This window comes from Levilactobacillus humaensis (assembly GCF_024345185.1).
Taxonomy (GTDB): Bacteria; Bacillota; Bacilli; order Lactobacillales; family Lactobacillaceae; genus Levilactobacillus; species Levilactobacillus humaensis.
Genome location: NZ_BROB01000010.1, coordinates 23,053 through 46,253, shown reverse-complemented (window position 1 = coordinate 46,253; position 23,201 = coordinate 23,053). Strand labels below are relative to the sequence as shown.

Here is a 23,201-nt window from a genome sequence, read left to right as displayed (position 1 = left end):
AACGGTTGACGATTAAATCAATCTCTGGTTCAGTCAATGGACCAGGGCAAAGGAGCGAAATACATTATGAAGCAAGGAATTCATCCAGATTACCATGAAGTTGTCTTCCAAGACTCAAGTACTGGTTTCAAGTTCTTGTCTGGTTCGACTGCAACTTCTGACGAAACGGTTGAATGGGAAGATGGTAACACCTACCCATTGATCCGTGTCGAAATTTCTTCAGATTCACACCCATTCTACACTGGTAAGCAAAAGTTTACTCAGGCCGATGGTGCCGTGGACCGTTTCAACAAGAAGTATGGTTTATCAAACGACTAATTATAAAAAATATGATTTGTCGCCGGTGGCTTGATTGTCGCCGGTTTTTTTGTGCCGTTTTTTTTGGTGATGAGCGCACTTTGATATGACGAAGCCACATTCTGTGAGGTAGGAATAGTATTCTAGACGCCCATTTTTAAAGCAATTGAGGTGTCTCCAAAATTGATGAAAAGTCGTTCAGATCGTGTACGATGAAACGCTTATGAAGGGCTTTCACAAGAATATATATCAAAATAAAATTGTGAAATAAGTTGGTACAATCATTGATAGACCAACGGATGTAATTGCTCATAAAAATCTTTATTCCCTCCAAAGATGTAGGACGTTGATTGTTTCTCACAACTTGACTATACTGGATAGTAACAGGATAACTTTCGCATTAATAACGAGGATTTGTTCGCTGTTAGGTTGTTATTTGGTCATATTTTGAGGAGGGACCAATGATAAGAGACTTTGAGCGTAAGACACATTATAAGATGTACAAATCACATAAAGGCTGGCTGGTTGCGGGTGTTACCGTCGCGAGTTTGGCAGTGGGGATGATTGCTGGACCACAGGCAACACAGACTGCCAAGGCGGCCGACGACACACCGGGAACAGAATCTGTTGATCAGAAGCAATCGACGAGTGACCAACAAAAGGTTTCTTTGAAGACAACCGCTGTGCCTACACCGTCGAAGACAACAACTGAGAAGGCACCGGCCCCAGTACCCCAAGCACCTCAAAATGAGGAGACTACGTCGCAAACTACAGATTCTCCTGATAAGGGTGAGAAAAAGCCCGCGGCTCGTGTGACAACACCCGAAGTGGAGAACTTAGATGTCAGCGCTGAACAGACTCAGACTGCTCCTAAGACTAACGTACAGACGGGGGTCACTGTTCAAGATCCAACGAACCTGACGGACAAGGTCTCCGGTCAACCAGTATTTAATGTTAGTAAGACGGACCAGCTTCAATATACATACGACCATACGGTTTACGACCAAGCCGCTGGCAAATGGTTAAACACCGATCTAAGAGCTATTGATGGTTATTCCTCGGATTATCAGGTTCCAGGATCAGCTTATTCTTGGATTGGTAAGAGGTATGCGGATAGTATTGCTCAGGATGCCAAGGGCGTCAATCCGCAGGCCAAATATCCTGATGGAACTTTTAGATATTATATCGACCAATGGTTACCAGATGGAGCTCTTCAGTTTCTTCTGTGGCAAAACAACTTTTCCAAAGAATATGCGACATTTGCTGACTTCCGGAATAACTTTACGAAAGCGCAATTAGCGGCGGTCACTAGTATCGTGACGGATGAAAAGTTACAATCCGAAAATGGGAATGGAGTAACCCCGACCAGTTACTACAGCGCATTGATGGGAATGCACACTTTGGAAGGGCTACAAAATGCCACTAATCTTCAAACCCTTTACCTCTATCCCGATCCAATGGTTAGTATGAACAACCTTGGAACAGGGCTGAAAAATGGAAATCTATGGGATATTCGAGCATTAAGTGAATTGAAAAACCTACAGCACGTCACCATCACCATGTCTTCAGTCAACGATATTTCAGCACTTGGTAATAAAGATAGTTTAATTTCAGCGGATTTGGGATATAACCAGATTACAGATATTTCACCATTAGCAACCGATAAAAACTTGGATATCAGTAAAGTAGGTTTGAATGATCAACACGTTCTGTTAACGCCAATTACGATTAGCAACAAAGTTGGAAAAGATCAAAGTACAACTCCTAGTGAAGACTTGGCTTACGTCACACCCTCGTTTATTATTAAGGATTTGACTTCTAGTAATTTACCAATCAAGGGATTTGATAATCCAGATAAGACTTTGTACCCATGCCTGTTTCCATCAAGTGCAGATGCCGGTAATGTTAACGACAATACGTTATCTTGGTACAACCTCCAAAAAGATAGTACCAACACAGACTATGGGAGTTTATCGACAATCTGGTCTGATCCCAACAGTTCCTTCGCGGGGTACATCATTCAGCCTTATGATTTAGCTGAAAATGTCAGTGATTTGAATGTGAACATCCAACTTCTTCAGGCTGATGGACAGCAGCTCACGTTGGCGCCATCAACCTTAATTTCGGGGGAGATTGGGTCTACCGTTGACGTCCAGCAAAATGCAACGGTGATGACCTTCCTGAACCAAGAAATATCTAAGGGGTACACCTTCTTGGGGATCCTGGATGGTACCGGACTCTATTCCGATTATTTGGCTGATAATGGTAAGGCTAAACCGCAGTCGTGGACGACTACTCTCGACCAAGATTCAAAGAGCTGGACAATTCTACTCTATAAAGATGTTATGCCTTGGAATCTTTCAGTGGTTTATGGCGTGCAGAATGCTGATGGGACCGTGACACAGCTAACAAATGCTGATGGGACACCAATGACCGATAGTCATAATGGAACGTCAGATGAACAATTAGTATTGAGTAGTTACCAAAAGGACTTACCTGATTATGTATACACTAGTGCTCAAACCAGTGTGGATGATGGTCAGTCTTGGACGGATATTAGTCAGGACACGAATGTGCCTTTCGCTGGGCCAAAGCAGATGTTGCTGATGGTCTATAAGAAAGCCGCACATGCCACTGTTACAGTGAAGGATGCCACGACGGGTAAGACAATTCAGGTCTTAGACGATCAGTCTAATCCGGAGTTGAAGGGTGCTTTGGGTACCACGAGTACCTTCGATTCAGCGACGGTGATTAATCCTGCGCTTGCCAAGGGGTACACCTTGGTCAGTGACACCACGAAGAAGGCCGATGGCACCAGTGCCATCACGTTTACCGATGATCCCTCGGCTAGTCTCGACTACACGATTACCTTGGCGCATGCCTTCAAGACGGCTACCAAGGTGGTTCACGAGCAGATTAATTATCAGAATGCCCAACAACAATCTGTGGCGGACCCGGTTTCCAAGACGATTTCTTTCGCAACGGTGACCGATCAAGTGACCAATGAAGCCTTAACTTACTGGAAGGCAGATACAACGGCGGACACTGAGTTGAGTACGACGGGACAACCAACTGATAGCAGTTGGGCTGCCTACAAAGATGGTGATGCAGTGGCATTTGACGCTGTCGCCGATCCGGCTGTTTCGGGGATGCACGTCAAGGCAACGACTGATGCTGCTAACGATCTGACACAGACGACGGCGCAGTCAGTAACGCCTGAAAGTACGGATTTGGCAGTTGTTGTGACCTATGCGCCTAATGTGACAGCTGGGGGCAACGGTGATAATGGTGGCGGCACAGTGACACCACCAAAAGAGCCAGATAAGCCATCGACAGGTGCTAAGGGGGCACAAGTAAAGCCAGATAAGAAGCCTAGCAAGCCTGGTAAGCCAGGTACCAATGGCCAAGAACCAGTCAAGACACCGGACGTTGTTGCTGGTGGGCAGGGAGCCAAGGTTCAAAATTTGGCGACGGCTTCAAAGCAAGCACAGCGTACCGAATTACCACAGACCAGTGAAAAGTCTGCGCATGGGTTCGTGTTGCTGGGGTTAATGTTGTTGAGTCTATTAGCTGGCCTATTTGGTTTTCGGAAACGGGACTTTTAACCATTAGTGGCTAGAAGTATCGATTAAGAAGTGAATTTTTAAAGGTGTGACTGCTAGATTGTCCGGAATGACGACTAGCTAACAGTCATGCCTTTTCTATTAGAAATGTTGTCCAGAGTTGGCATTATTGGGTAATCATCCTTTGTTGAGAAGTCTGTTTTACTTTGTTTTTGTCAGCATTTGGGGTAAAATTCGATAACGAAGACTACGAGTTTGGGGAATGGAGTAATCACTATGGCAGAGAAAAAGCAGCAGCAACCCAAGAAGCATCGCTGGCGCTGGTTCTGGACAACGATTTTTATCATCTTAATTATCATTTCGCTCGGCTTAATCTTTAATGAGCAGATCAAGAACTGGTTAATTTCTTCCTATCAACCACAGATCACCAAGAAGTCAGTGAAGAAAAATGAAGGTAAGAAGGCCTCCTACGACTTTAGTAAAGTGAAGTCCTTGGACTTCTCAACGGTCGCGAATGCCCGATGGAACACCGCCAACATTCACGTGGTCGGGGAGATCCTGATGCCGCAATCTAAGATTCATTTGCCGATCGCTAAAGGGGTCAGCAATGAGGTCTTGGCGCTGACCGCCGGGACGATGCGGGCCGACCAGAAGATGGGTGAGGGAAACTATCCGTTAGCGGGACACCATATGACCTCGCAGACGATTCTCTTCAGTCCACTCTATTGGAAGACACGGGTTGGCCAGACTATTTATCTGACGAATGCCAAGAAGGTCTTTGTCTACAAGGTTAGCGTTCGGAAATTCATTCCGGCTACGGACGTTCAGGTGGTCGATCAGACCAAGCAGAAGCTGGTCACACTGATTACCTGTGATGCCACCGGTGCCAACCGGTTGATGATTCGGGGTAAATACGTGAAGCAGATGGCGTACAAGGATGCCCCAGTTTCAGTTCAAAAGGGCTTCCACAGTGGGTTCAATAATAAAAATTAAGGCGTTCCAAGCACTTTTTACAAAAAAATTGTAAAAAGTGCTTTTTTTTTCGAAAAATGAGATTGTGAAAGTTCAGTAAAATCGGAAGCGGCTACAGTGGCGGGAAACGTAGGGTTCACAAGGGTTTGAATGCTGTATCTCGTTCATCCCATGATGGGATTGTGTAAGAAATCACGGTATGAACGGTTATTACGGATGCGGTTTCATAAAATGTGATCGACAATTATTACCCAAACACATAAAATGTTTCTGAAAGAAAATCGGTCTCTAAACCGCCATGTGACGGGATTTTTATGTGTTATATTTCCACCCTGTAAACAGAAGTACAGACTATGTAACGGTTTCCAAGTAAATATTCTTCCCCACACATCATTAATTGTGGACAGAACTTAAAAAACATGCTAAGATACTATCTGTAATCAGCTGATATGAACTTTTTATTTGAACAAGCTTCATGTAGGTGTTCTGTTGCGATTGGCTTTAGGTTTGCGAGAACAGGATGTGTGGATGGACAGTGATGCAATTACGGAAAATGAGATTGCTGGTACTGAGCCTACTCATCATCGGTTGGGGTTTCCCAACAGCTGCTCGGGCATCAACCCAGACCGGTGACGTTCAACAGTCGAATTATTCAGTAACGTTAACCCCGCCGAGTTCCGGTGGGGATGGGGACTTGATTACAACACCAAGTCATTCCCATAACAACTCCGGCGGTGCCGGAGCGACCGTTACACAGACTGCTAACGGCTCAAGTCAACCAGTTTCAACCAACCATGGCCTGACCGGTCGGTTGCCTCAGACTTTTGAGACCACGCTTGGTCTAGGGGCCATGGCAGGAATTATCTTAATGTTGTTGGTTTGGATAGGCTTTATTAAAACTAGGATGAAAAAACAAAATAACTAAGTTGAGGGAGAAATTTATTATGACTAAGAAGACTTTACAATTACTTGCTACTGCTGCTATCGTTGCTGGATTTGGTTTCACTACCGTTACGGCTAATGCCGCGTCAACGTCATCAGACACTGTGGCAACTGTTAACTTAACCCCTGGAGACACGACTACTGGTGCTGGTGGTATCAAATTACTTTCAGCTCCTGATGTTTCCTTCAGTGGTCAACTCAATGGGGACAAGCAAACTTTTACTGACGGCGTATTCACTACTAATGCTAGTTCAGAAGATACAAAAGCTAGTGCTGGTACTGTTACGGTTAACGACCCAGGTACTGCTTCTGGTTGGAACGTCCAAGTTGCATCAACTCCCTTTGTTGGTGCCACCACGAAGGGTAGTTTAAATGCCAGTCAGATGATTTTTGGAACCCCAGCTGTTTCTCCTAAGGACAGCACCCAAACTGGTGCTCCTACTCCAGGAACTGCCTTGACCTTTGCAGCTGACGAAAAAAATGATAACCTGTTGGTCTTCAAGGCAGCAGCTGGTGAGGGTGTCGGAACTTGGATGGCTAACTATGCTGCCAAGGATGCATCCTTTGTGGTTGCCGCTGGTAACAAGGCTGACACGTACACTTCAAATTTGACTTGGACGTTGACTAACACGCCAGCCTAAGTTGTCAATGATCCGTTGCTTTTAAGCAAAGGAGGGCTGTGTGGTGACTAAGACGCTTGCTTCAGTTGTGGCTGCCTTAGTGCTGGGCCCGAGCCTAGCATTTGCGTCGCCACAGGAAGTTGCTTCAGCCGCTGATCCGTCCAAAACGACGACGTCGACGATCTTAGCGCCTGGTGATACGGATACTGATGTTAAGCCTGTCGATCCGGATAACCCCGGTGGCAACTTCACGGGTGACCCCGAGGATCCTGATAATCCAGGGACTGGGTCAACCGGTCCTCTGACCTTGGATTATGTGTCGAACATCAAATTTAAGCAGGATGATGGGTTGAACGGAAGGCTAATTACCGCGACAGCGGTCAATACCAAGGCTTTCGTTCAGGTTAGTGATCGCCGGTACAACGGACATGGGTGGAAACTTTATGTCACACCAAGTCTCATGATTGGTCAAAAGGATCGGTCAGTGATTTCTGCGGCATCGATCACCTTAGGGCGGTCAAAGTTTACACCAAGCTATGCCGATACGGTGAGTGGCAAGCCAAGTGTGACTGTCGATGGTGACCAAGAGTTACCGTTAGGCATTCCAGCACTGGTTGCACGAGCCCAAAAGGACACAGGTCTTGGAACTTGGATCATGCGACTGAACTATCAACCAAAGTTATTAACGCGTTTGTTTGTTAACGCGGACCAGGTGACCAAATCGCAGCAATATGCGGGGGAGTTCACTTGGCAGTTAACTGATACGCCATAAAACGAATCTTAAAGAAAGCGGTGGCGACAGCCACCGCTTTCTTTGTTACAATGAACCTATTAACAATTGAATATGGAGGCCGAAATAATCATGAAAAAGTGGTTACGGTTATTAGTAGCAGTTGGGACGTTACTCCTCGCAGCCGGTGGCTTATCACAAGTTGCCCATGCTGAAAGTGTTGGATACACGGTAAGTGCTATCTTGCCCAAGAATCAAGACGACAAGAAGGTCACGTACTTTGCCTTACGGGTAAAGCCCAACCAGAAGCAAAAATTAGGGGTTGTCATCAGTAACACGGGGAAGAAGACTAAAGAGTATCAGGTTGGCGTCAATCAAGCGATTACCAATCCTAACGGGGTCGTGGATTACAGCCAACAGAACCCTAAGCGGGACAGTACGTTAAAAGTCGGTATTAAAGATGTTTTCGGGGGTAAGACCCAGAAGGTTTCTGTTCCTGCCAAGGGTAAGAAGACCGTCTACGTTACCTACAAGATGCCTGCTAAGAAGATTAATGGGATGATTTTAGGTGGGATCAACGTTAAGCAGCTGACTTCAAACGATAATTCTAATTCGAAGAAGGGTGTCAGTATCAAGAATGCCTTCGCTTATGTGATTGGGGTTCGTTTGCGTGAAGACAGTGTCGACGTTGCGCCAGACATGTTGATGAACACGGTTAAGGTCGGCCAATTCAACAAGTACAACCAAGTTGAAGCTAACTTACAGAACCCACGTCCAGGTCTGATGAACCAACTCCGGGTGAAGACGAAGGTGACTAAGGAAGGTAGTACCAAGACCGTCCTGAGTAATGAGAAGTCTAACCTAGCCATGGCGCCAAACAGTAACTTTGATTATGCTATCCCATTTGGTGATACGCAGATGAAGGCGGGGACTTACACGTTAACGCTGGATGCCTACGCCAAGGGTGGTTACCACTGGCACTTTGTGAAGAACTTCAAGCTGACTCAGAAACGGATCGGCCAACTTCAAAACAAGTACAACACGCCACAAAAGAAGAGTTACTTCTGGTGGTTCGTTGCCGGTGGTCTGCTCATTCTGATTCTCATTGCGATTATCATCTACCTACTGTGGAAGAATCGTCGCAAGGATGACGAAGACAAGAAATAAACGTCACTGGATTTAGAGGGTCGTCGATCAGAAATGATTGGCGGCTTTTTTGTGTTGCTGTGAAGGTTACGAAATGGCTGTATTTTTGGCAGAAGTCTTGTGGTTTCGGACCAGTCTCAAACGATGTGCTAGGAAGGCTAAAGAATCAACTATTGCACAGGTCATATGGGGAAAATGAAAAATTTTGATGACTAATAAAAATTCAAGTATTCGGATAATTATACATTGACATAATTTTAAACGGAAGTGTGAGATCGATTCCATTTATATTTTTTAGCGATTTTCTGCATTTGGGACAAATCTAGTAAAGTGGGTAACCGGCAAATTATACATTGCAAGAGTTAGTAAAAGGTTATACTTCCCCGCTATTCTAAACATTAAGGTTGAGTTTTGGGGCTAAACAGCCTATAATAACCTTAATTAATAGTAAAAGTAGTACATAGGTATTGGCTTTTCTGAAGGTCATACTCAATGTGAACAATCATTCGGGTTCAACCGGTTGCACAGGAGCTTAACTACGGGCACCACAGATTATTTAATTAACGGCGCAATCTAGCTTGACTGTATGCATAAAGCTTACAAATGAATCGAATAAATACTAATAATGACTCGACGATGACTAGTAGTTGACGATTTTTTAGTGGTTGAGGGAGAGATTAACGTGAAGATTAAATCAATTTTACTAGGGATGTTGGCTGTCGTGGCAGGAATTGTAGCATGCAGTCAGGCTTTGACTGTTAAAGCAGAAGATTGGTCTGCTGTCTCATCAACAGCCCCTAAGGGTATTCAAATTGATAACTACTTTAGCAAAGGAACTATTTCGCCTAACTCTGCTGCTGTTGTCAACACTGATCAAGGTGACAATCAAGCGGTAAGATTGACTGAATATCATAAGAGCATTGGGACAATATGGTCGTCAGACGATGCTAAGATGAGTTTGGCAAAGCCAGAAACTGCTTCGATGTGGATGTACTTTGGTAACACTAGCTCTGGTGGTGATGGCATGGCTTTTGTGATGCAAAATGATGACCGTGGGCTTGGGGCAAGTGCGACTCTTCCAGGAACTCAAACCCCAGCGGTTGGCCAGACGTTAGGTGTTTGGGGTGTGGATGATAGTATTGATGAGACAGACCCGGCTACTGTAGCTAAAAATGCCATTCAAAACAGTTGGGCACTGGAATTTGATACGTATGCCAATCGGTTACCCCAACTGAGTCTGGGTACGGACTGGGATAATTATTTTAACGATTCGGCCAACTTGTCAACCCAGTTTGATGAAGGCCAACCTGATGATCAACACATTGCAGCCAATTATCCCGGACAGTCAAGTAGTTACAACTTAGTAAAGAAAACATATAGCTGGCTAATTTTTAGCCAAAAGTCTCACTATTACGCGACGTTAAATCATCCAACAAGCAGTTATATTGGTGAGGGGAAGAGTGGATTAAACGGTAGTTCTTGGCGGCATTTGACCATGAAGTGGACGCCTGCACCAAGTGGTAGTAGCGTCGGTCAGATGACGTATTCATTTGACGACAAGGATGCGGCTACAGGAAAACCTAAGACGGGTACAACTAGAACTGTGGACGTTGAAACCAAGAACCTTGGTTTAGGGGCCGATAAGATGATTCGGTGGGGGTTTACCAGTACGACTGGTACTAGCTATGAAACCAATGCTGTGGTTTTCGAGCAGGTTCCAGGATTAGTAGATGCGGATGCTTCAGCAACCTTGACGGATGAGTCACAGCCTGACAAACAAATCAATGATAGTTCAGACACTGTAAATAGTGGTGATCGGATGTCCTTGAACTACAATGTTAAGTACACGAGTGGACGTGAGTCGTGGAAAGATATTGTTGCTAAGCTGAACTTGCCATCAAATATCATTTACAAGAGTGCTAAGATCACCTATGCCAATGGTGATACTGACACGATCGATGGGCTCGATACGAGCAACCAGAACGGTCAGACGCTTAGCAAATCACTTGAAAATTTAAATACTGAACAGGATGGCTCAACGGCACCAAATGGTTCTGCTAATATTACTCTGAAGGGTGTGGCAATTTCTGGGACTTCGGACGCAACTGTCGCCGCTACCAATAGTACGTTTAACGGATCGAATGCCATGGCAACTGCGGATGTGAGCGGGTTTACGGTTAAAAAAGCTGTTGGTTCTATGATTATGGCTTTAACTGGTGATAACATTGATGCTGGTGGTACGACAGGAAGTCAAACCATTAATGCCAAGAAGGATATTACGATAACTGGCCATATTAAATATTTGACTGGAACTGCCACAGCTAACAGTCAAATTAGGTTGCACCCACAAATGAATGGGGTTGATTTACCGACTCAGATGTTGAGTGATTCCGATCCTGCTGGTGACTTCACCTACACGATTCCAGTGTCCAGCATCACCAACATTTTTAAGGGTGATAATCAATTTGTGATGTACGCCACTGACAATAACGGCGTTGTCTCCAATGATGTTGGCTACACGGTGACGTTGAAGGATGGGACGTTGGCTCTGGTCGCTAATCCTAGTGCCACGTTTAACGTGGACCATCCCAAGGACCTGACGGGTTCTGCGATGACTTATGCCGCTGACAGTAGTTGGGGTGTTCAGGTCAGTGATACTCGGGGGACTGGGAGCAAATGGAAATTGACCGCAACAGCTGATCCGATTATTAGTCGGCTTCGTGGAAGCTTAGATGGTGATTTAATCTATGGGCAACAAAGTCTGACGCAAGGCTCAGCCACGATTGATACGCATACGACAGATTCTAACAACGATCAGGTCAACGTGACCGGTGATTGGAACAGCGATAATGGGATCTTGCTAAAAGCGAATGCGGGGGCCGTTCAGGGCTCCTACGTGACCACAGTTCACTGGTCCTTGAATGATGCTCCAGGTAATTAAAATGAATAGAAGTATGTTAAAAGCCAGCCTGCAAGGGCTGGCTTTTTGCGTTGTTGTGTATTTTAACGTTGGGAACGTGACTATTGACGAGCGTTGCCTTTTTTGCCTTTGTCATGCCCCAAAGGTCTGCCCGCACGGCTCCCACGATTGTTTTGCTGTGGTGTTTGGAGATCGAGCAATTGAAGAATGGCGTCGATGGCCTTGTCACGAGACTCGCGGTCCATTTGCCGGAGCCGCGTCAACAGCTTACGTTCCTGAACCGTTTCGATATCCGCATTGGATGGGGTAATTGGTGGTTTCCCAATGAGCTCCGCAATGGTGATGTTTAATGAGTGGGCAATCTTGGCTAGAACGTCAAAACTGATATTTTGGTCCTGCGTCCGTTCGATTTTTGAAATGTAGTTTACGGACAGATTGCTTTGTTCGGCAAGTTCCTCTTGGGTCATGCCGAGCTGTTTCCGCCGTGACCGAATCCGCTCGCCTAATGGGCCGTATTCTGATGTGTTCATTTGTGTTCCTCTTCCTTCTTAGTGCTTCTAATGGTGACTTTATCGAATATTCAGCCTAAAAAAAAGTTATTATTGAAACACTTTCAAGCCTGTAATATAGTGGTAGTTAGGACTGCAAGAAGTTTACAAAATATGGGGCGAGGTTTGTTGATTTTGCCATTATTAGACTTTGGGTATGAACCTAATTCTGTTGGTACTAAAAATTTGGTGTGAAAGGAGCGATGGTTATGGTGGGTATTGATATTATTGGAAACTTGCTTTTGTCGATATTATTGGGATATTTTGCTTACAGTTCTTATCAAAAAAACGGGGTAAGTGCGTTCGTAGCCGTTAGTGCTGTTGGGGCCGTTCTAACTTTTTTGCAAACGCTTAGTTTCTTTAGTTATTTATAATCGACTGTGAATTTAAGAAATAACAGATAGTTCTTTGAAAACAATATTGGGATTTTGGAGGCGCAGTCGTCATGATTTTGAAGTTCTTGTTAGCATTCGTGGTCTTTGTATTTTCAGGCCTCGTTGGAGATGATAATAAGACGCTTATGTGGATACTTAAGATTATTGGGTTCCTTATTATTGCTTCAATTTACATCTAAAACAATTTTGACATCGAGAAAAATGCAAGCGCTTTTTTACAGGCCAGCTGGGAACTTAGGAGGAGTAAGATAATGGATTTCATTGCAGCAGTAATTATCGCAATAGGGGCATATGTTACTTGGCGCGGGATTGCCAAGCCGCGTCAAGTGACATTAATTGGCATTGGTGTCTTTATCATTCTTGTGGGCGTTGGGACGGCCAGTGGGACCTCTGTTCTATCATCGGCTATCTCGGGCTCAGAGATACCTACCACTCCCGTCAAGCCACATAAGGTTTCACATCCGCTGCCAAAAGGAGTTTCCACTCACGCTGAAGTAATAGAGGCGGGAATGGAGCAATCTATGATGAGCTATGAATCTACAATTGCTTCGGGTTTTGACAGAGATATGGATGATGAAGATGCGATTCAAGTTATGGAAAATCCCAAGACCAAGCGCTATGTGTTTAATTATACGTTCAAGGGAAAGGTCATCCCAGTCTATGCGATATATGCTTGAATCAAGGGGGAAAAGTTCAAGGTATATCTCATTCCAGTCAAGCATAACAAAATAGAGTCAATTTTGACTAAAGCTGATATTGCTGACAAACAAATCAATGCTAACACATACTATGGCTATAGTTATAATGATCTTGATGAAATGGACGTAGATGATCCATTTGCTAGTGGCGATCACCCTGAGCCCAAAGTTGATGGAGATTATTTTGTTTATTATCGGTAATTTTTGAATTCTTACTGCGTGATTATTGGGCAATTAGGCACAACATAACCCCTCATAAATATTGTTATATCAGCATTTTTACTGGTAATTGGTGACAATCGTGTTATACTATCCTAAAACAATACATGCTGTTATTATTAAATGAGTGAAACTATAATTTTAATAGTAATAGCGCTTTCGTGGTCTTGGCTAGAAGACTGTGACAGTATTTTCTCGAGTGACTAGGGAGAGAAAGGGGTTAGGGATAGATGAAGACGATCGGGCTCGTCATGATCAGCTTTTTATTGGGGTGTGTGCTTTGGGGACGAAGCACGCAGGCGTTTGCTGGAGACACGGAAGACTTACACCATGCGTTGGCAACCACGCCTCAGGGAATTCAACTTCAAGATTACTTTGTACCGGGAACGTCTTTGAATAATCATGCGAAGATCGTTGATAGTCAGAACCCACTGGTACATAACACACAAGCGGTTCGGCTGACGAATAGTGAGAGTCAGGTCGGCAGTATTTGGTCGACACCGAAAAATACCTTTAAGCTGAATGAACCACAGACGGTTTCCATGTGGCTATACTTCGGTGGCGCAGCAAGTTGGATGACCAATGTTGACCCCATGAAGGCGCCAACGGGCGATGGCATGGCATTCGTACTACAGAACGATCAGAGGGGTGTCAGTGCGACGACCCAAATGCCCGGAGACAAACCGTTAGGAGAGACATTAGGTGTTTGGGGAGCAGATACCGAACCCCAAGATTCAAATACTGGTCAGGTAGCTAGTTCGGCCATTCAGAAGAGTTGGGCCGTTGAGTTCGACTCGTACATCAACAACGACACTTCTTTTGGAGGTGCCGGCAAGTGGAATTCATTTGATGTTTCTCAAGACCCGGATCATCCGATTAAGTTCCCTCATATCGCATCCAATTATCCCGGAGATCGCAATAGCTATCAGAAAAAACAACTGAGAGAAGGCGGAATCTTAGGCTGGGGAGTGAATACTGCTTATTTTACGTCCCTAAACCATAACGGCCTGATTCAAGGAAACAATTTCCAATTCTTATCTGACCACCAGTGGCACCACTTCACGTTACGTTATGAACCACAGGTTGGCACGGATACAAGTAAGGGGCAAATTAGCTACACGTTTAATGACAAAGATCCCAAGACGGGAGTCACACTCCCAGGTCTGAAGCAAACGGTTGAATTGGACAAGTCCAAGGTCGACAATGGTACCCATGAGACGCAGTGGGGATTCACTGGTGCAACGGGCTCCCTTTCGGAAAATAATTTGGTTGTGTTCGACCAAGTCCCCGATTTAGTTGAGGTGTCAGCAAATACCCACATGGCCGATCTCACCCAGGGAACTAATGTTGCGAAGACACAAATGGTTCGTGAACGTGATCAGGTTCAATTGAATTACCAGGTTAAATACCTAAACGGTAAGGAACAGTGGAACGACGTGATTGCGGATCTGAAGGTTCCCAAGAATATTACGTTATCATCGGGATCGATGACATTGGCAAGTGATCCGGATCATCCCACAACTATTGATGAGGCGGATCTGAAAAACAATGAAGTGACCCGTCCGATTACCGCAGGCTTGTCGGCAACGTCAACCGGGGCAACGTTTTCTTTTACGGGTAAGGTTAAGGATGGCACGGGGTCGGTAGCACCACTGACAAGTCAATTTCGGGGGAAGGAAGCCGTGGCAGAGACTTCGACGCCGGAATTTACGGTTGATCCAACCCTCGATCTGAAGTTGGCCATACCGAACAGCTTGTACGTCGACCCAGGTAAAGGAGCGCATATTACCGGTAAAGTCCAAATTGGGGATCCCGCTTGGCATAATTCGGACGTGCATCTTCAGATGAGCATCAATGGCCAGTCCCTTGAGGAACCACTCAAAGATAGTGACGAACGTGGTGTGATTGATGTTGATCTCCCGGCTTCCTTTATTACTAAGAAAACCAATACACTGACAGTCACCGCTACCGGACCCGATCCGACGCACAACTCACAGACGAAAACGATGACCATTTACATTGGAGAGTTAGCCTTCACCTCGGCGACGCCTCAGGTCACCTTCAAAGGCAAGTTAACGGGAACGATGCAGCGACTAGCCTGTGCCCAGCCGCTGGACCTGACGATTACCGACACGCGTGAGAAAGGTAACGGCTGGCACTTGGAGGCCGTAGCCAGTCAACTCAAGCGGGCTGATGGTAAATCACTGGACGGCGACTTGCAATACTTTAAGGACGGTCAATTCTTGTCCTTGGATGCCGCACAAACGGTGGCTAGTCACACGAATGATGGGGTGACGACCATGACGCATCTCTCTTCTGAAACCAATCAGGGCCTGGTGTTGCAGGTCGAGGGTGGCGCCATTTCCGGCGACTATTCCGGTCAGGTATCTTGGCTATTAATGAATACGCCCTAGAACGAACCAAGCGGACCACAGCCTGGGTGGCTGGGTCCGCTTCACTTTAGGCCAGGGCGTCCAGCCATGCTGGGAGTGCCGTGGCTAATTCCTGATAGGTTAATTCGAACTTGTGGGTGTACCAAGGATCATCGATGGCTTCGCCTTGCCGGTCAGGGAAGATATCCAGACAGAGCTTAACCTTAGCCTGATCAGCCGCGGTTGGGGCCATACGCTGAAGGTTGGCGACGTTGGCATGGTCCATGGTAATGATGGTATCGGCCCAGGTGAAGTCCTCGTCGGTGATCGGACGCGAACGATGCTCACTGGCATCCAGTCCGTGAGCCCGCATAGCGGCTAGTGCACCCGGATGTGGGGGATTGCCCTCTTCTTCGGTGCTCGTTGCCACAGAAGCGACACTGAATTCTTGGGTCAGATGACGTTGTTCCAGCAAGTCATTGAAGATGGCCTCGGCCATGGGAGAACGGCAAATGTTACCAAGGCAAACAAATAGAATGTGTTGCATGGGAAACCTCCTAATTATTGGTTAAGGCAGGCGGACATACTGGCCTCGGCCAAAACCATTTGTTATGATGAGTTTACCAGAAACTGGACAAGGAGTGATTAGAATGGGTTGGATAATTTTAATTGTGGTCATCGCAATTTTAGCAATTTGGTATGTGAGTTCTTACAACGGACTGGTTAAGACGCGGACTTACGTACAAGAGTCATGGAGTCAGATTGACGTGCAATTGAAACGACGGAATGACTTGATTCCGAACCTGGTCTCAACGACCAAGGGCTACGCCAACTATGAACAAGGGACGCTGAAGAAGGTTGTCGAATTACGGAATCAGTTAACGGCGGTTCCGGCCGATGATCACCAGAAGACGATGGAAGTTTCTAACGAGCTGTCGACCACGTTGCGGTCATTGTTTGCGCTTTCCGAAAACTATCCGGACTTGAAGGCGAACACCCAATTCACCAACTTAATGGAAGAATTGACGAACACTGAAAACAAGATTGCTTACTCCCGGCAACTGTACAACAGTTCCGTAGCCAGCATGACGGTTAAGATTCAATCATTCCCAAGTAACATTGTTGCCAAAATTCACAATTTCCAAGGTAGCGAATATCTTCAAGTCCCTGAAGAAGAAAAGACAACACCTAAGGTTAACTTTGACGATTTTAAATAACAGGTAAGTAGGCGATAACATGCTGTATGAACAAATTGCCAGTAACAAACGACGAACATGGTACGTCATGTTTGGTTTTGGCCTGCTCGTCTTGGCACTGGGAGCGGCGCTAGGCGACGTGTTCTGGTCGAACTGGGTTTCTGGCACGGTCATTGCCGCCGTGGTCGCCGGGGTTTACATGGCGATCATGATTAGCCAGTCGACCAATGTGGTCATGAGCATGAACCATGCCAAGGAGATTACCAGCGTGGATCAGGCGCCACAATTGTGGCATATGATTGAAGACATGGCAATGGTGGGCAAGGTGCCCATGCCACGAGTCTTCATTATTAATGATCCCAGTCCCAATGCCTTTGCGACGGGTAACGATCCAGAGCATGCTGCAGTGGCTGTGACCACAGGCATTATGGATCGACTCGACCGTGAGGAACTTGAAGGGGTTATCGGGCATGAGATTTCTCACGTGCGGAACTACGACATCAGGCTACAAACGATTGCCCTGGCCCTTTCTGCGGCGATTGGCCTGCTGGTCAGCTTTGCCAACAATTGGTTCTGGTGGGGTGGCAGTCGACGGCGGAGTGACGATCGCGATTCCGGTGGCAACGTCATCGGTATTGTCATCTCGATCCTCTTGATTATCTTGGCACCATTGGCCGCTAGTATCGCGCAGATGGCCTTGTCGCGTAATCGGGAGTATCTGGCTGATGCGTCGAGTGTCGAGCTCACACGGAACCCTCAGGGCCTAATTGGCGCCTTGAGGAAGATTGATGACAGCCAACCGATGCAGGCAGCCGATCCAAATAGTTCGGCCTTATACATCGGCGATCCGTTTAAGAATAAGAAGAAAATGGGTGACTTGTTCGCCACCCATCCCCCGATTGCCGATCGGATTGCCCGCCTCGAAAAAATGTAAAAAATAGTCGCGGCTAATTGGCCGTTTCGTAGTACAATTAACATGAGACCAGGGGAAGAGTGTAAGCGTATGCGCGGAAATTTTGTTTACTTAAGTTTAGAACCCGTAACGAATATGATTTATTCGTTAGGGATATCACCAGCTGATTTTTTGAACGGCGTTCCCGCCATTCCCAATCAGCTCCTTTTGCTTAATGCAGAATCCGACAGTGATACCGAAATTAATCCGCATACACGGCTCCAGACGCTGACTGGACAGACCCAGATTCGTCGGTATTTACTGGGCAAGCATGAGCATCCCGTCAAGTGGCTCGACTATACGCATGGCGATGATTTAGATTTTCTCTTGCCTAATGAAATTGCCGAGTTGCTCTATCTGGCTCACATGGACACCCACATCCGAACGCCGTTCTACGCGAAGTTGCAGAACGACTATGTGTATCTGACGCTACGCGATGGGTTTTATAAGACCTACTACCGGCACCTCAACAGTTTTGACCACGTGTTGGAAGTCAGCATCAAACGTCACCTGCGGGCGATGCACAATAACCGGTGGGTCTTTGCTCGTCCGTTAGCCATCAGCGATGTGCCTCAGGAAATTCTGTTGCAGCTGATTCAGGGCCTGGTGGATGGCATGATCATTGCCTTTGACCAATTGGTGGAACGTCATCGGATCTACGTGATTCCGGTGCGGGCAATCACCCACCCTGAACGGCAAGCGACTTGGTATTCTCAGGAAGAGGTTTACGCTGACTCCCGAGAAGTAGCTAGTCTGCGTTACGATCTGACCACCCGTGAATGGGCGCTCAGTATCCACGATAACCAAGTCTTTAGCGACGTGATGGATTTAATTTAACCGTGAATAAACCACTGGGACGTTAGGTTTCCGGTGGTTTTTATTTGTCGGTTTAAGCGAGGACTTAGTGATCCATGGTATAATGAATTTCAGAATTTCAAAAACAGGATTAACGAGGCGGCTGACGACCCCTCGAAACTAAAGCGGGGATGGTGCAATTGTCCCCGGAATATAGGAGCCTTAATAACATGAAGATGCAACTTGCTGAAATTGCTCATGCAGTGGGAGCAATCAATGATTATAAAGAATGGGAAAATGTGAGCGTCACGAGTGTGGCGTTCGATAGTCGCCACCTCCAACCGGGGGGACTCTTTATTCCCTTAACAGGTGAAAACGATGGTCACCAGTTTATTCAATCGGCGATTGACCATGGCGCAGTTGCAACCCTCTGGGCTCGTGACTTAGCGACAGCCCCCGCTGATTTTCCAATCATTCAGGTTGCGGATTCATTGAAGGCCTTACAGGCATTGGCGCAATACTATCTGATGAAGATTAACCCTCGAGTTGTTGCCATCACTGGCAGTAATGGGAAGACGACGACTAAGGATATGGTTGCCAGTATCTTAGCAACGCAGTTCAATGTCACCAAGACGCATGCCAATTTTAACAACGAGATTGGCGTCCCCATGACGGTTCTTTCCATGGAACCCAATACTGAGATGTTAGTGGTTGAGATGGGGATGGACCGTCCTGGACAGCTTGACTTCCTCAGTAAATTGGTCTCACCAGACCTGGCCATCATCACCATGATTGGTGAGGCCCATATCGAATTCTTCGGGACCCGTGACAAGATTGCGGATGCTAAGATGGAGATTACCCATGGGCTGAGCGAGGATGGCTCCTTAGTTTACAACGGGGATGAACCCCTGTTACGTGAACGGGTCACGGATTTAAGTCAAAGCCAAGTCACCTTTGGCCAGGGTGAAGACAACGATCTCTTTGCTACTAACGTTGCCGGAACGTCAACCGCAACGACCTTTACCACTAATGAGTGGCCAGACACAACCTTTACGATTCCGATGATTGGGACTTACAATGTCAACAACGCCTTGGCTGCGTTGGCAGTGGCCACGGTCTATCGGATTCGTCCCGAAAACGCCCAGAAGGCCTTGGCTAACGTCACGCTGACCGAGAACCGGGCAGAATGGCTCAAGGGGAGCAATGGTGAGGATATCTTGAGTGATGTCTACAACTCTAATCCGACGGCGGTTAAACAGGTATTGGCGGCCTTCTCGAAGACGCCAGTTACCGGCCAACGGGTTGTCGTCCTGGGTGACATGCTCGAACTGGGTGACCAATCCGACGCCATGCACGCTGGATTAGCGGATGCGGTTGATCCGCAAGCGATCAGCCACGTTTACCTGGTTGGCCCCCACATGGTGGCCCTACAGGAGCGCTTAGCACAGCGTTATCCAGGCCTCGCCGTGACTCATTTTGCCGCAGATGACCTGGCATCGCTTTCAGCGACCTTACAGGGTTCGTTAACTGCTGCCGATCAGATTTTATTAAAGGGATCTCACGGGATTCATTTGGAGCAAGTGTTAGCGGCCTTACAGGATCCGGTACAAGAATAAGTCAATAACAAGGCAACTTCCACGAGTCGTGGGAGTTGCTTATTTTGTAGGCACGATGTATGATGGTTTAGTTGCTTATTTGAAGAAACGAACTTACTCCGCTCTAGCCAATCGTAAACCGTCTCACGGAAAACGGATTTTTTCCAAGATTTGCGAGGCACTAGGGCGATGTACCCATTAGGAGGAAATTATTTTTGAAGTTTAAAGAACTGGGTCTTTCTGAAGACCTACTGAAGGCTGTTACGACAGCAGGTTATGAAGAAGCGACCCCAATTCAAGCCGAGACAATCCCCATGGTTTTGGCTGGTCAAGACGTTATTGGACAAGCCCAAACCGGGACAGGGAAGACTGCGGCATTTGCCTTACCAATCTTAGAGAAGATTGATAAGAGCAATCCAAATGTTCAAGCATTGGTTGTATCCCCAACACGGGAATTAGCCATTCAAACCCAAGAAGAAATTTATAAATTAGGCCGTAACGAACGGGCAAACGTCCAAGTCGTTTACGGTGGGGCGGACATTCGTCGCCAAATTAAATCCCTGAAGAACCACCCACAAGTTATTGTGGGGACGCCAGGTCGTTTACTCGACCACATCCGGCGTCGGACCTTGAAGTTGGACCATGTCCAAATGTTAGTCCTCGATGAAGCCGATGAAATGTTAAACATGGGTTTCTTGGACGATATTGAAGACATCATCAAGCAATTGCCAGAAGCGCGTCAAACGATGCTCTTCTCCGCAACGATGCCACCCGAAATCAAACGGGTTGGGGTTCAATTCATGAAAGACCCTAAGCACGTGAAGATTAAGGCAAAGGAATTAACGACCGACTTGATCGATCAATTCTACGTTCGCGCTCGTGACTTTGAAAAATTCGATGTTATGACGCGTTTCTTCGATGTTCAGTCGCCAGACTTGACCATCGTGTTCACTCGGACTAAGCGTCGGGTGGATGAAATCTCTAGCGGGTTACAAGCCCGGGGTTACAACGCCGCCGGAATTCATGGTGACTTGACGCAAAAGCGTCGGACACAAATCATGAACCAATTCCGTCACGGTAAGTTAGATATCTTAGTTGCGACTGACGTCGCTGCTCGTGGTATCGATATTAACGACGTGACCCACGTGTATAACTACGATATTCCACAAGATCCAGATAGTTACGTTCACCGTGTCGGCCGTACCGGTCGTGCCGGGAAGCATGGGGTTTCCATGACTTTCGTGACGCCTAACGAAATGGATTACTTGCGTGAAATCGAAAAACTGACGAAGGTGCGTATGCTTCCATTGAAGCCACCTTCGGATGAAGAAGCATTGGTTAGCCAATTAGGTGCCGCTAAGGACAAGGTTACTGACCTTGTGAACAAAACGGATACTGAAAAGTTTGCCAAGACGGCTGAAGGCCTCTTAAACGAATTTGATGCTGAAGACTTGGTTGCAGCGTTGTTAAACGATTTGACCAAGGATGACAGTAGCCAGGTTCCAGTTAAGATTACGCCAGAACGGCCATTACCTAAGCGCGGCGGCAAGCGTCACGGCGGTGGGGGTTACCACCGTGGTGGCAGTAACTATCGTCGTAGCGGTAATGGTGGTGGCGGCTACCGTCAACGTCAAGACCGTCGTGGTGGCGATCATGACCGTCACGGTTCTCGTAGCCATGATTCACGTAACCATGGTGGCGGCGATCGTAACCGACACAGCAATAATGGTGGTCGGCGTTCCGAGGGTGGCCGTGGGTTTACCATTCGGAAAAAAGACTAAATTAAAAAGTTAATTGATTAGAAGGAAGCGTTAGTCGACTAGGCAGGTCGGCTAACGCTTTTTTTACGTGATTTGAGATTTAGATTTTCTTAATAGTTGGTTGATAAAGGCCGGTGACAGGCCTTTGAAAGCGGCTAATAATTTATGTAATAGGGTTATTTAGTTATTAAATTCACAATTCTAGTTGCATTAGTTTATTCTGTGTGCTATTATTAGCTTATCGAAACAATATGAAATAACTTATTGCAAAGAACTCAACTCACAAAACCACGGAGGTTTTCATACTATGGCAAATCACTTCGACTTACACGCTGCACTGACGCTCGCCGCTAAGCCAGGTCCTTTTGTCACCATGACCTTACCCATCACCGGGGTCCCCGCGATTGATCGGACCCAGTTCAATAGCTTACTCTCAGCTGGGAAGAAACAGTTAATAGCAGTCGCCCCTAACCGTGCGTGGTCGACTTATGAGGACGCATTTGAACCATACGAACATGGTCCGCTGACCAACGGTGGTGCTCAAGGGCTCGTGATTATGGCGGGCGCCACGGATAGTTATCACTACTGGTTACACACGGCGATTGGGCCAACCATTACTGTGACCACCCGGCCCAATGTCTTGCCAATCTTGGAATCACGGGACTTGACTGGGGATTATGACCTTCTGTTGCTCAATGGGGAAGGGTTCGAGTTCGCGCAAGTTCGGGGCGGCCGCGCAGAGTTAGTGAACTTACCGGTGGACGCACCAGTAACATTGAAACAAGCGTTGGGCAGCGAGTTACGTGACAGTGGCCGCTGGCAACGGTCCGCTGGGGTTGGGACACATTATAGTGGTACCGGGTCTGTCGATGCGGGGAAGGCCGCGGATCAGCGGAACTACTTCATGGCCGTTGATAACTATGTGAGTCAGCATTTCTCAAATGTGGACCAAGTGCCATTGATTCTGGTGGCGGGTGCTGCCGACCAAGGGAACTTCCGGAAGCTCTCCCAGAATGCCTACCTGGACCCGATGATTCGTCTGGTTCAAGGAACCAATCTGGCGGCAGCCAATCAATCCCTGGCAGAACTGGCGGTGAAGGTGAATGCCCTGCGTCATGAGCAGGCGACCCAGATTCGTCAGGATGCCTATGCCAAGGCCCGTTCACGTGACCGGGTGGTTCAGGACGTTGGGGCATTGGCAACAGCTGCGGTTCAGGGCCAACTAGGGACCCTGTGGCTACAAGCTGGCGCTAAGCATCCGGGTCACCTGCTAGAGACGGGTGAGGTGACGACTGCCACGGCGTTGAGCCGGGAGAACAATTTATACAATGACTTGGCACTATTAGTGGCCAAGCAAGGTGGCAAGATTCAAGTCCTGCCAGCGGCTGAAATGCCAACCCGGAGCATCATCGCTGCCCAGTTACGGTTCCGTGAGGCCGTTGTGAGCTAATGGATGTTTGGAGGAATTAGTTCACAGAGTG

At 46.9% G+C, this 23,201-nt stretch carries 19 protein-coding genes; 17 read left to right on the top strand and 2 right to left on the bottom strand.

The annotated features are described in order from the left end of the window. Nucleotides 1-66: 66 nt before the first annotated feature. The 8 genes from OCU14_RS04560 to OCU14_RS04525 all read left to right on the top strand — a co-directional run bounded on the left by OCU14_RS04560 (nucleotide 67) and on the right by OCU14_RS04525 (nucleotide 11,211). Nucleotides 67-318 (top strand): type B 50S ribosomal protein L31, encoded by a 252-nt coding sequence (locus tag OCU14_RS04560; RefSeq protein WP_057878851.1) that lies wholly within the window; start codon nucleotides 67-69, stop codon nucleotides 316-318. Between the two features lie 440 nt (nucleotides 319-758). Then, complete coding sequence (locus tag OCU14_RS04555) at nucleotides 759-3,902, top strand: mucin-binding protein (protein WP_261809994.1); 3,144 nt, start codon at nucleotides 759-761, stop codon at nucleotides 3,900-3,902. Between the two features lie 234 nt (nucleotides 3,903-4,136). Next, the gene (locus OCU14_RS04550) at nucleotides 4,137-4,853 is read left to right on the top strand and encodes a class A sortase (RefSeq protein ID WP_261809993.1); all 717 of its coding nucleotides are present in this window, start codon (nucleotides 4,137-4,139) and stop codon (nucleotides 4,851-4,853) included. Between the two features lie 517 nt (nucleotides 4,854-5,370). Next, complete coding sequence (locus OCU14_RS04545; RefSeq protein ID WP_261809992.1) at nucleotides 5,371-5,757, top strand: hypothetical protein; 387 nt, start codon at nucleotides 5,371-5,373, stop codon at nucleotides 5,755-5,757. A gap of 19 nt (nucleotides 5,758-5,776) precedes the next feature. Continuing rightward, nucleotides 5,777-6,415, top strand: coding sequence for a WxL domain-containing protein (locus OCU14_RS04540; protein WP_261809991.1), 639 nt, complete (start codon nucleotides 5,777-5,779; stop codon nucleotides 6,413-6,415). A gap of 43 nt (nucleotides 6,416-6,458) precedes the next feature. Further along, nucleotides 6,459-7,166 carry a WxL domain-containing protein gene (locus OCU14_RS04535; protein ID WP_261809990.1) on the top strand — a complete coding sequence of 236 codons (708 nt, stop codon included), beginning with the start codon at nucleotides 6,459-6,461 and terminating at the stop codon, nucleotides 7,164-7,166. Between the two features lie 90 nt (nucleotides 7,167-7,256). Continuing rightward, nucleotides 7,257-8,291 carry a WxLIP family cell surface protein gene (locus OCU14_RS04530; protein WP_261809989.1) on the top strand — a complete coding sequence of 345 codons (1,035 nt, stop codon included), beginning with the start codon at nucleotides 7,257-7,259 and terminating at the stop codon, nucleotides 8,289-8,291. A gap of 661 nt (nucleotides 8,292-8,952) precedes the next feature. Then, nucleotides 8,953-11,211 (top strand): lectin-like domain-containing protein, encoded by a 2,259-nt coding sequence (locus OCU14_RS04525; RefSeq protein WP_261809988.1) that lies wholly within the window; start codon nucleotides 8,953-8,955, stop codon nucleotides 11,209-11,211. A gap of 80 nt (nucleotides 11,212-11,291) precedes the next feature. Here the strand turns inward: OCU14_RS04525 and OCU14_RS04520 are convergent, their stop codons facing one another. Beyond that, complete coding sequence (locus tag OCU14_RS04520; protein WP_261809987.1) at nucleotides 11,292-11,720, bottom strand: helix-turn-helix domain-containing protein; 429 nt, start codon at nucleotides 11,718-11,720, stop codon at nucleotides 11,292-11,294. 664 nt (nucleotides 11,721-12,384) lie between these two features. Between OCU14_RS04520 and OCU14_RS04515 the strand changes: the two genes are divergently transcribed. From OCU14_RS04515 to OCU14_RS04505, 3 genes are all read left to right on the top strand, one after another. Next, on the top strand, nucleotides 12,385-12,810 hold the full coding sequence (locus tag OCU14_RS04515; protein ID WP_261809986.1) for a hypothetical protein: 426 nt from the start codon (nucleotides 12,385-12,387) through the stop codon (nucleotides 12,808-12,810). A gap of 63 nt (nucleotides 12,811-12,873) precedes the next feature. Next, complete coding sequence (locus OCU14_RS04510) at nucleotides 12,874-13,032, top strand: hypothetical protein (RefSeq protein WP_261809985.1); 159 nt, start codon at nucleotides 12,874-12,876, stop codon at nucleotides 13,030-13,032. 248 nt (nucleotides 13,033-13,280) lie between these two features. Continuing rightward, nucleotides 13,281-15,464 carry a lectin-like domain-containing protein gene (locus OCU14_RS04505; RefSeq protein ID WP_261809984.1) on the top strand — a complete coding sequence of 728 codons (2,184 nt, stop codon included), beginning with the start codon at nucleotides 13,281-13,283 and terminating at the stop codon, nucleotides 15,462-15,464. A 46-nt stretch (nucleotides 15,465-15,510) separates the two neighbouring features. Here OCU14_RS04505 and OCU14_RS04500 read toward each other — a convergent pair whose 3' ends face one another. Next, the gene (locus OCU14_RS04500; RefSeq protein ID WP_261809983.1) at nucleotides 15,511-15,969 is read right to left on the bottom strand and encodes a low molecular weight protein-tyrosine-phosphatase; all 459 of its coding nucleotides are present in this window, start codon (nucleotides 15,967-15,969) and stop codon (nucleotides 15,511-15,513) included. A gap of 103 nt (nucleotides 15,970-16,072) precedes the next feature. On the opposite strand from OCU14_RS04500, the gene OCU14_RS04495 reads away from it, so the two are divergent. From OCU14_RS04495 to OCU14_RS04470, 6 genes are all read left to right on the top strand, one after another. Further along, complete coding sequence (locus OCU14_RS04495; RefSeq protein WP_057878839.1) at nucleotides 16,073-16,639, top strand: LemA family protein; 567 nt, start codon at nucleotides 16,073-16,075, stop codon at nucleotides 16,637-16,639. Nucleotides 16,640-16,658: 19 nt separating this feature from the next. Further along, entirely contained in the window at nucleotides 16,659-17,552 is an 894-nt protein-coding gene (htpX, locus tag OCU14_RS04490) for a zinc metalloprotease HtpX (RefSeq protein ID WP_261809982.1), read from the top strand. Between the two features lie 69 nt (nucleotides 17,553-17,621). Continuing rightward, nucleotides 17,622-18,407, top strand: coding sequence for a hypothetical protein (locus tag OCU14_RS04485; RefSeq protein WP_261809981.1), 786 nt, complete (start codon nucleotides 17,622-17,624; stop codon nucleotides 18,405-18,407). A 188-nt stretch (nucleotides 18,408-18,595) separates the two neighbouring features. Next, on the top strand, nucleotides 18,596-19,981 hold the full coding sequence (locus OCU14_RS04480) for a UDP-N-acetylmuramoyl-tripeptide--D-alanyl-D-alanine ligase (RefSeq protein ID WP_261809980.1): 1,386 nt from the start codon (nucleotides 18,596-18,598) through the stop codon (nucleotides 19,979-19,981). A gap of 194 nt (nucleotides 19,982-20,175) precedes the next feature. Then, nucleotides 20,176-21,741, top strand: a complete 1,566-nt coding sequence (gene cshA, locus OCU14_RS04475; RefSeq protein ID WP_261809979.1) for a degradosome RNA helicase CshA — start codon at nucleotides 20,176-20,178, stop codon at nucleotides 21,739-21,741. Nucleotides 21,742-22,027: 286 nt separating this feature from the next. Then, nucleotides 22,028-23,170 (top strand): baeRF6 domain-containing protein, encoded by a 1,143-nt coding sequence (locus OCU14_RS04470; protein WP_261809978.1) that lies wholly within the window; start codon nucleotides 22,028-22,030, stop codon nucleotides 23,168-23,170. Nucleotides 23,171-23,201 lie beyond the last annotated feature (31 nt).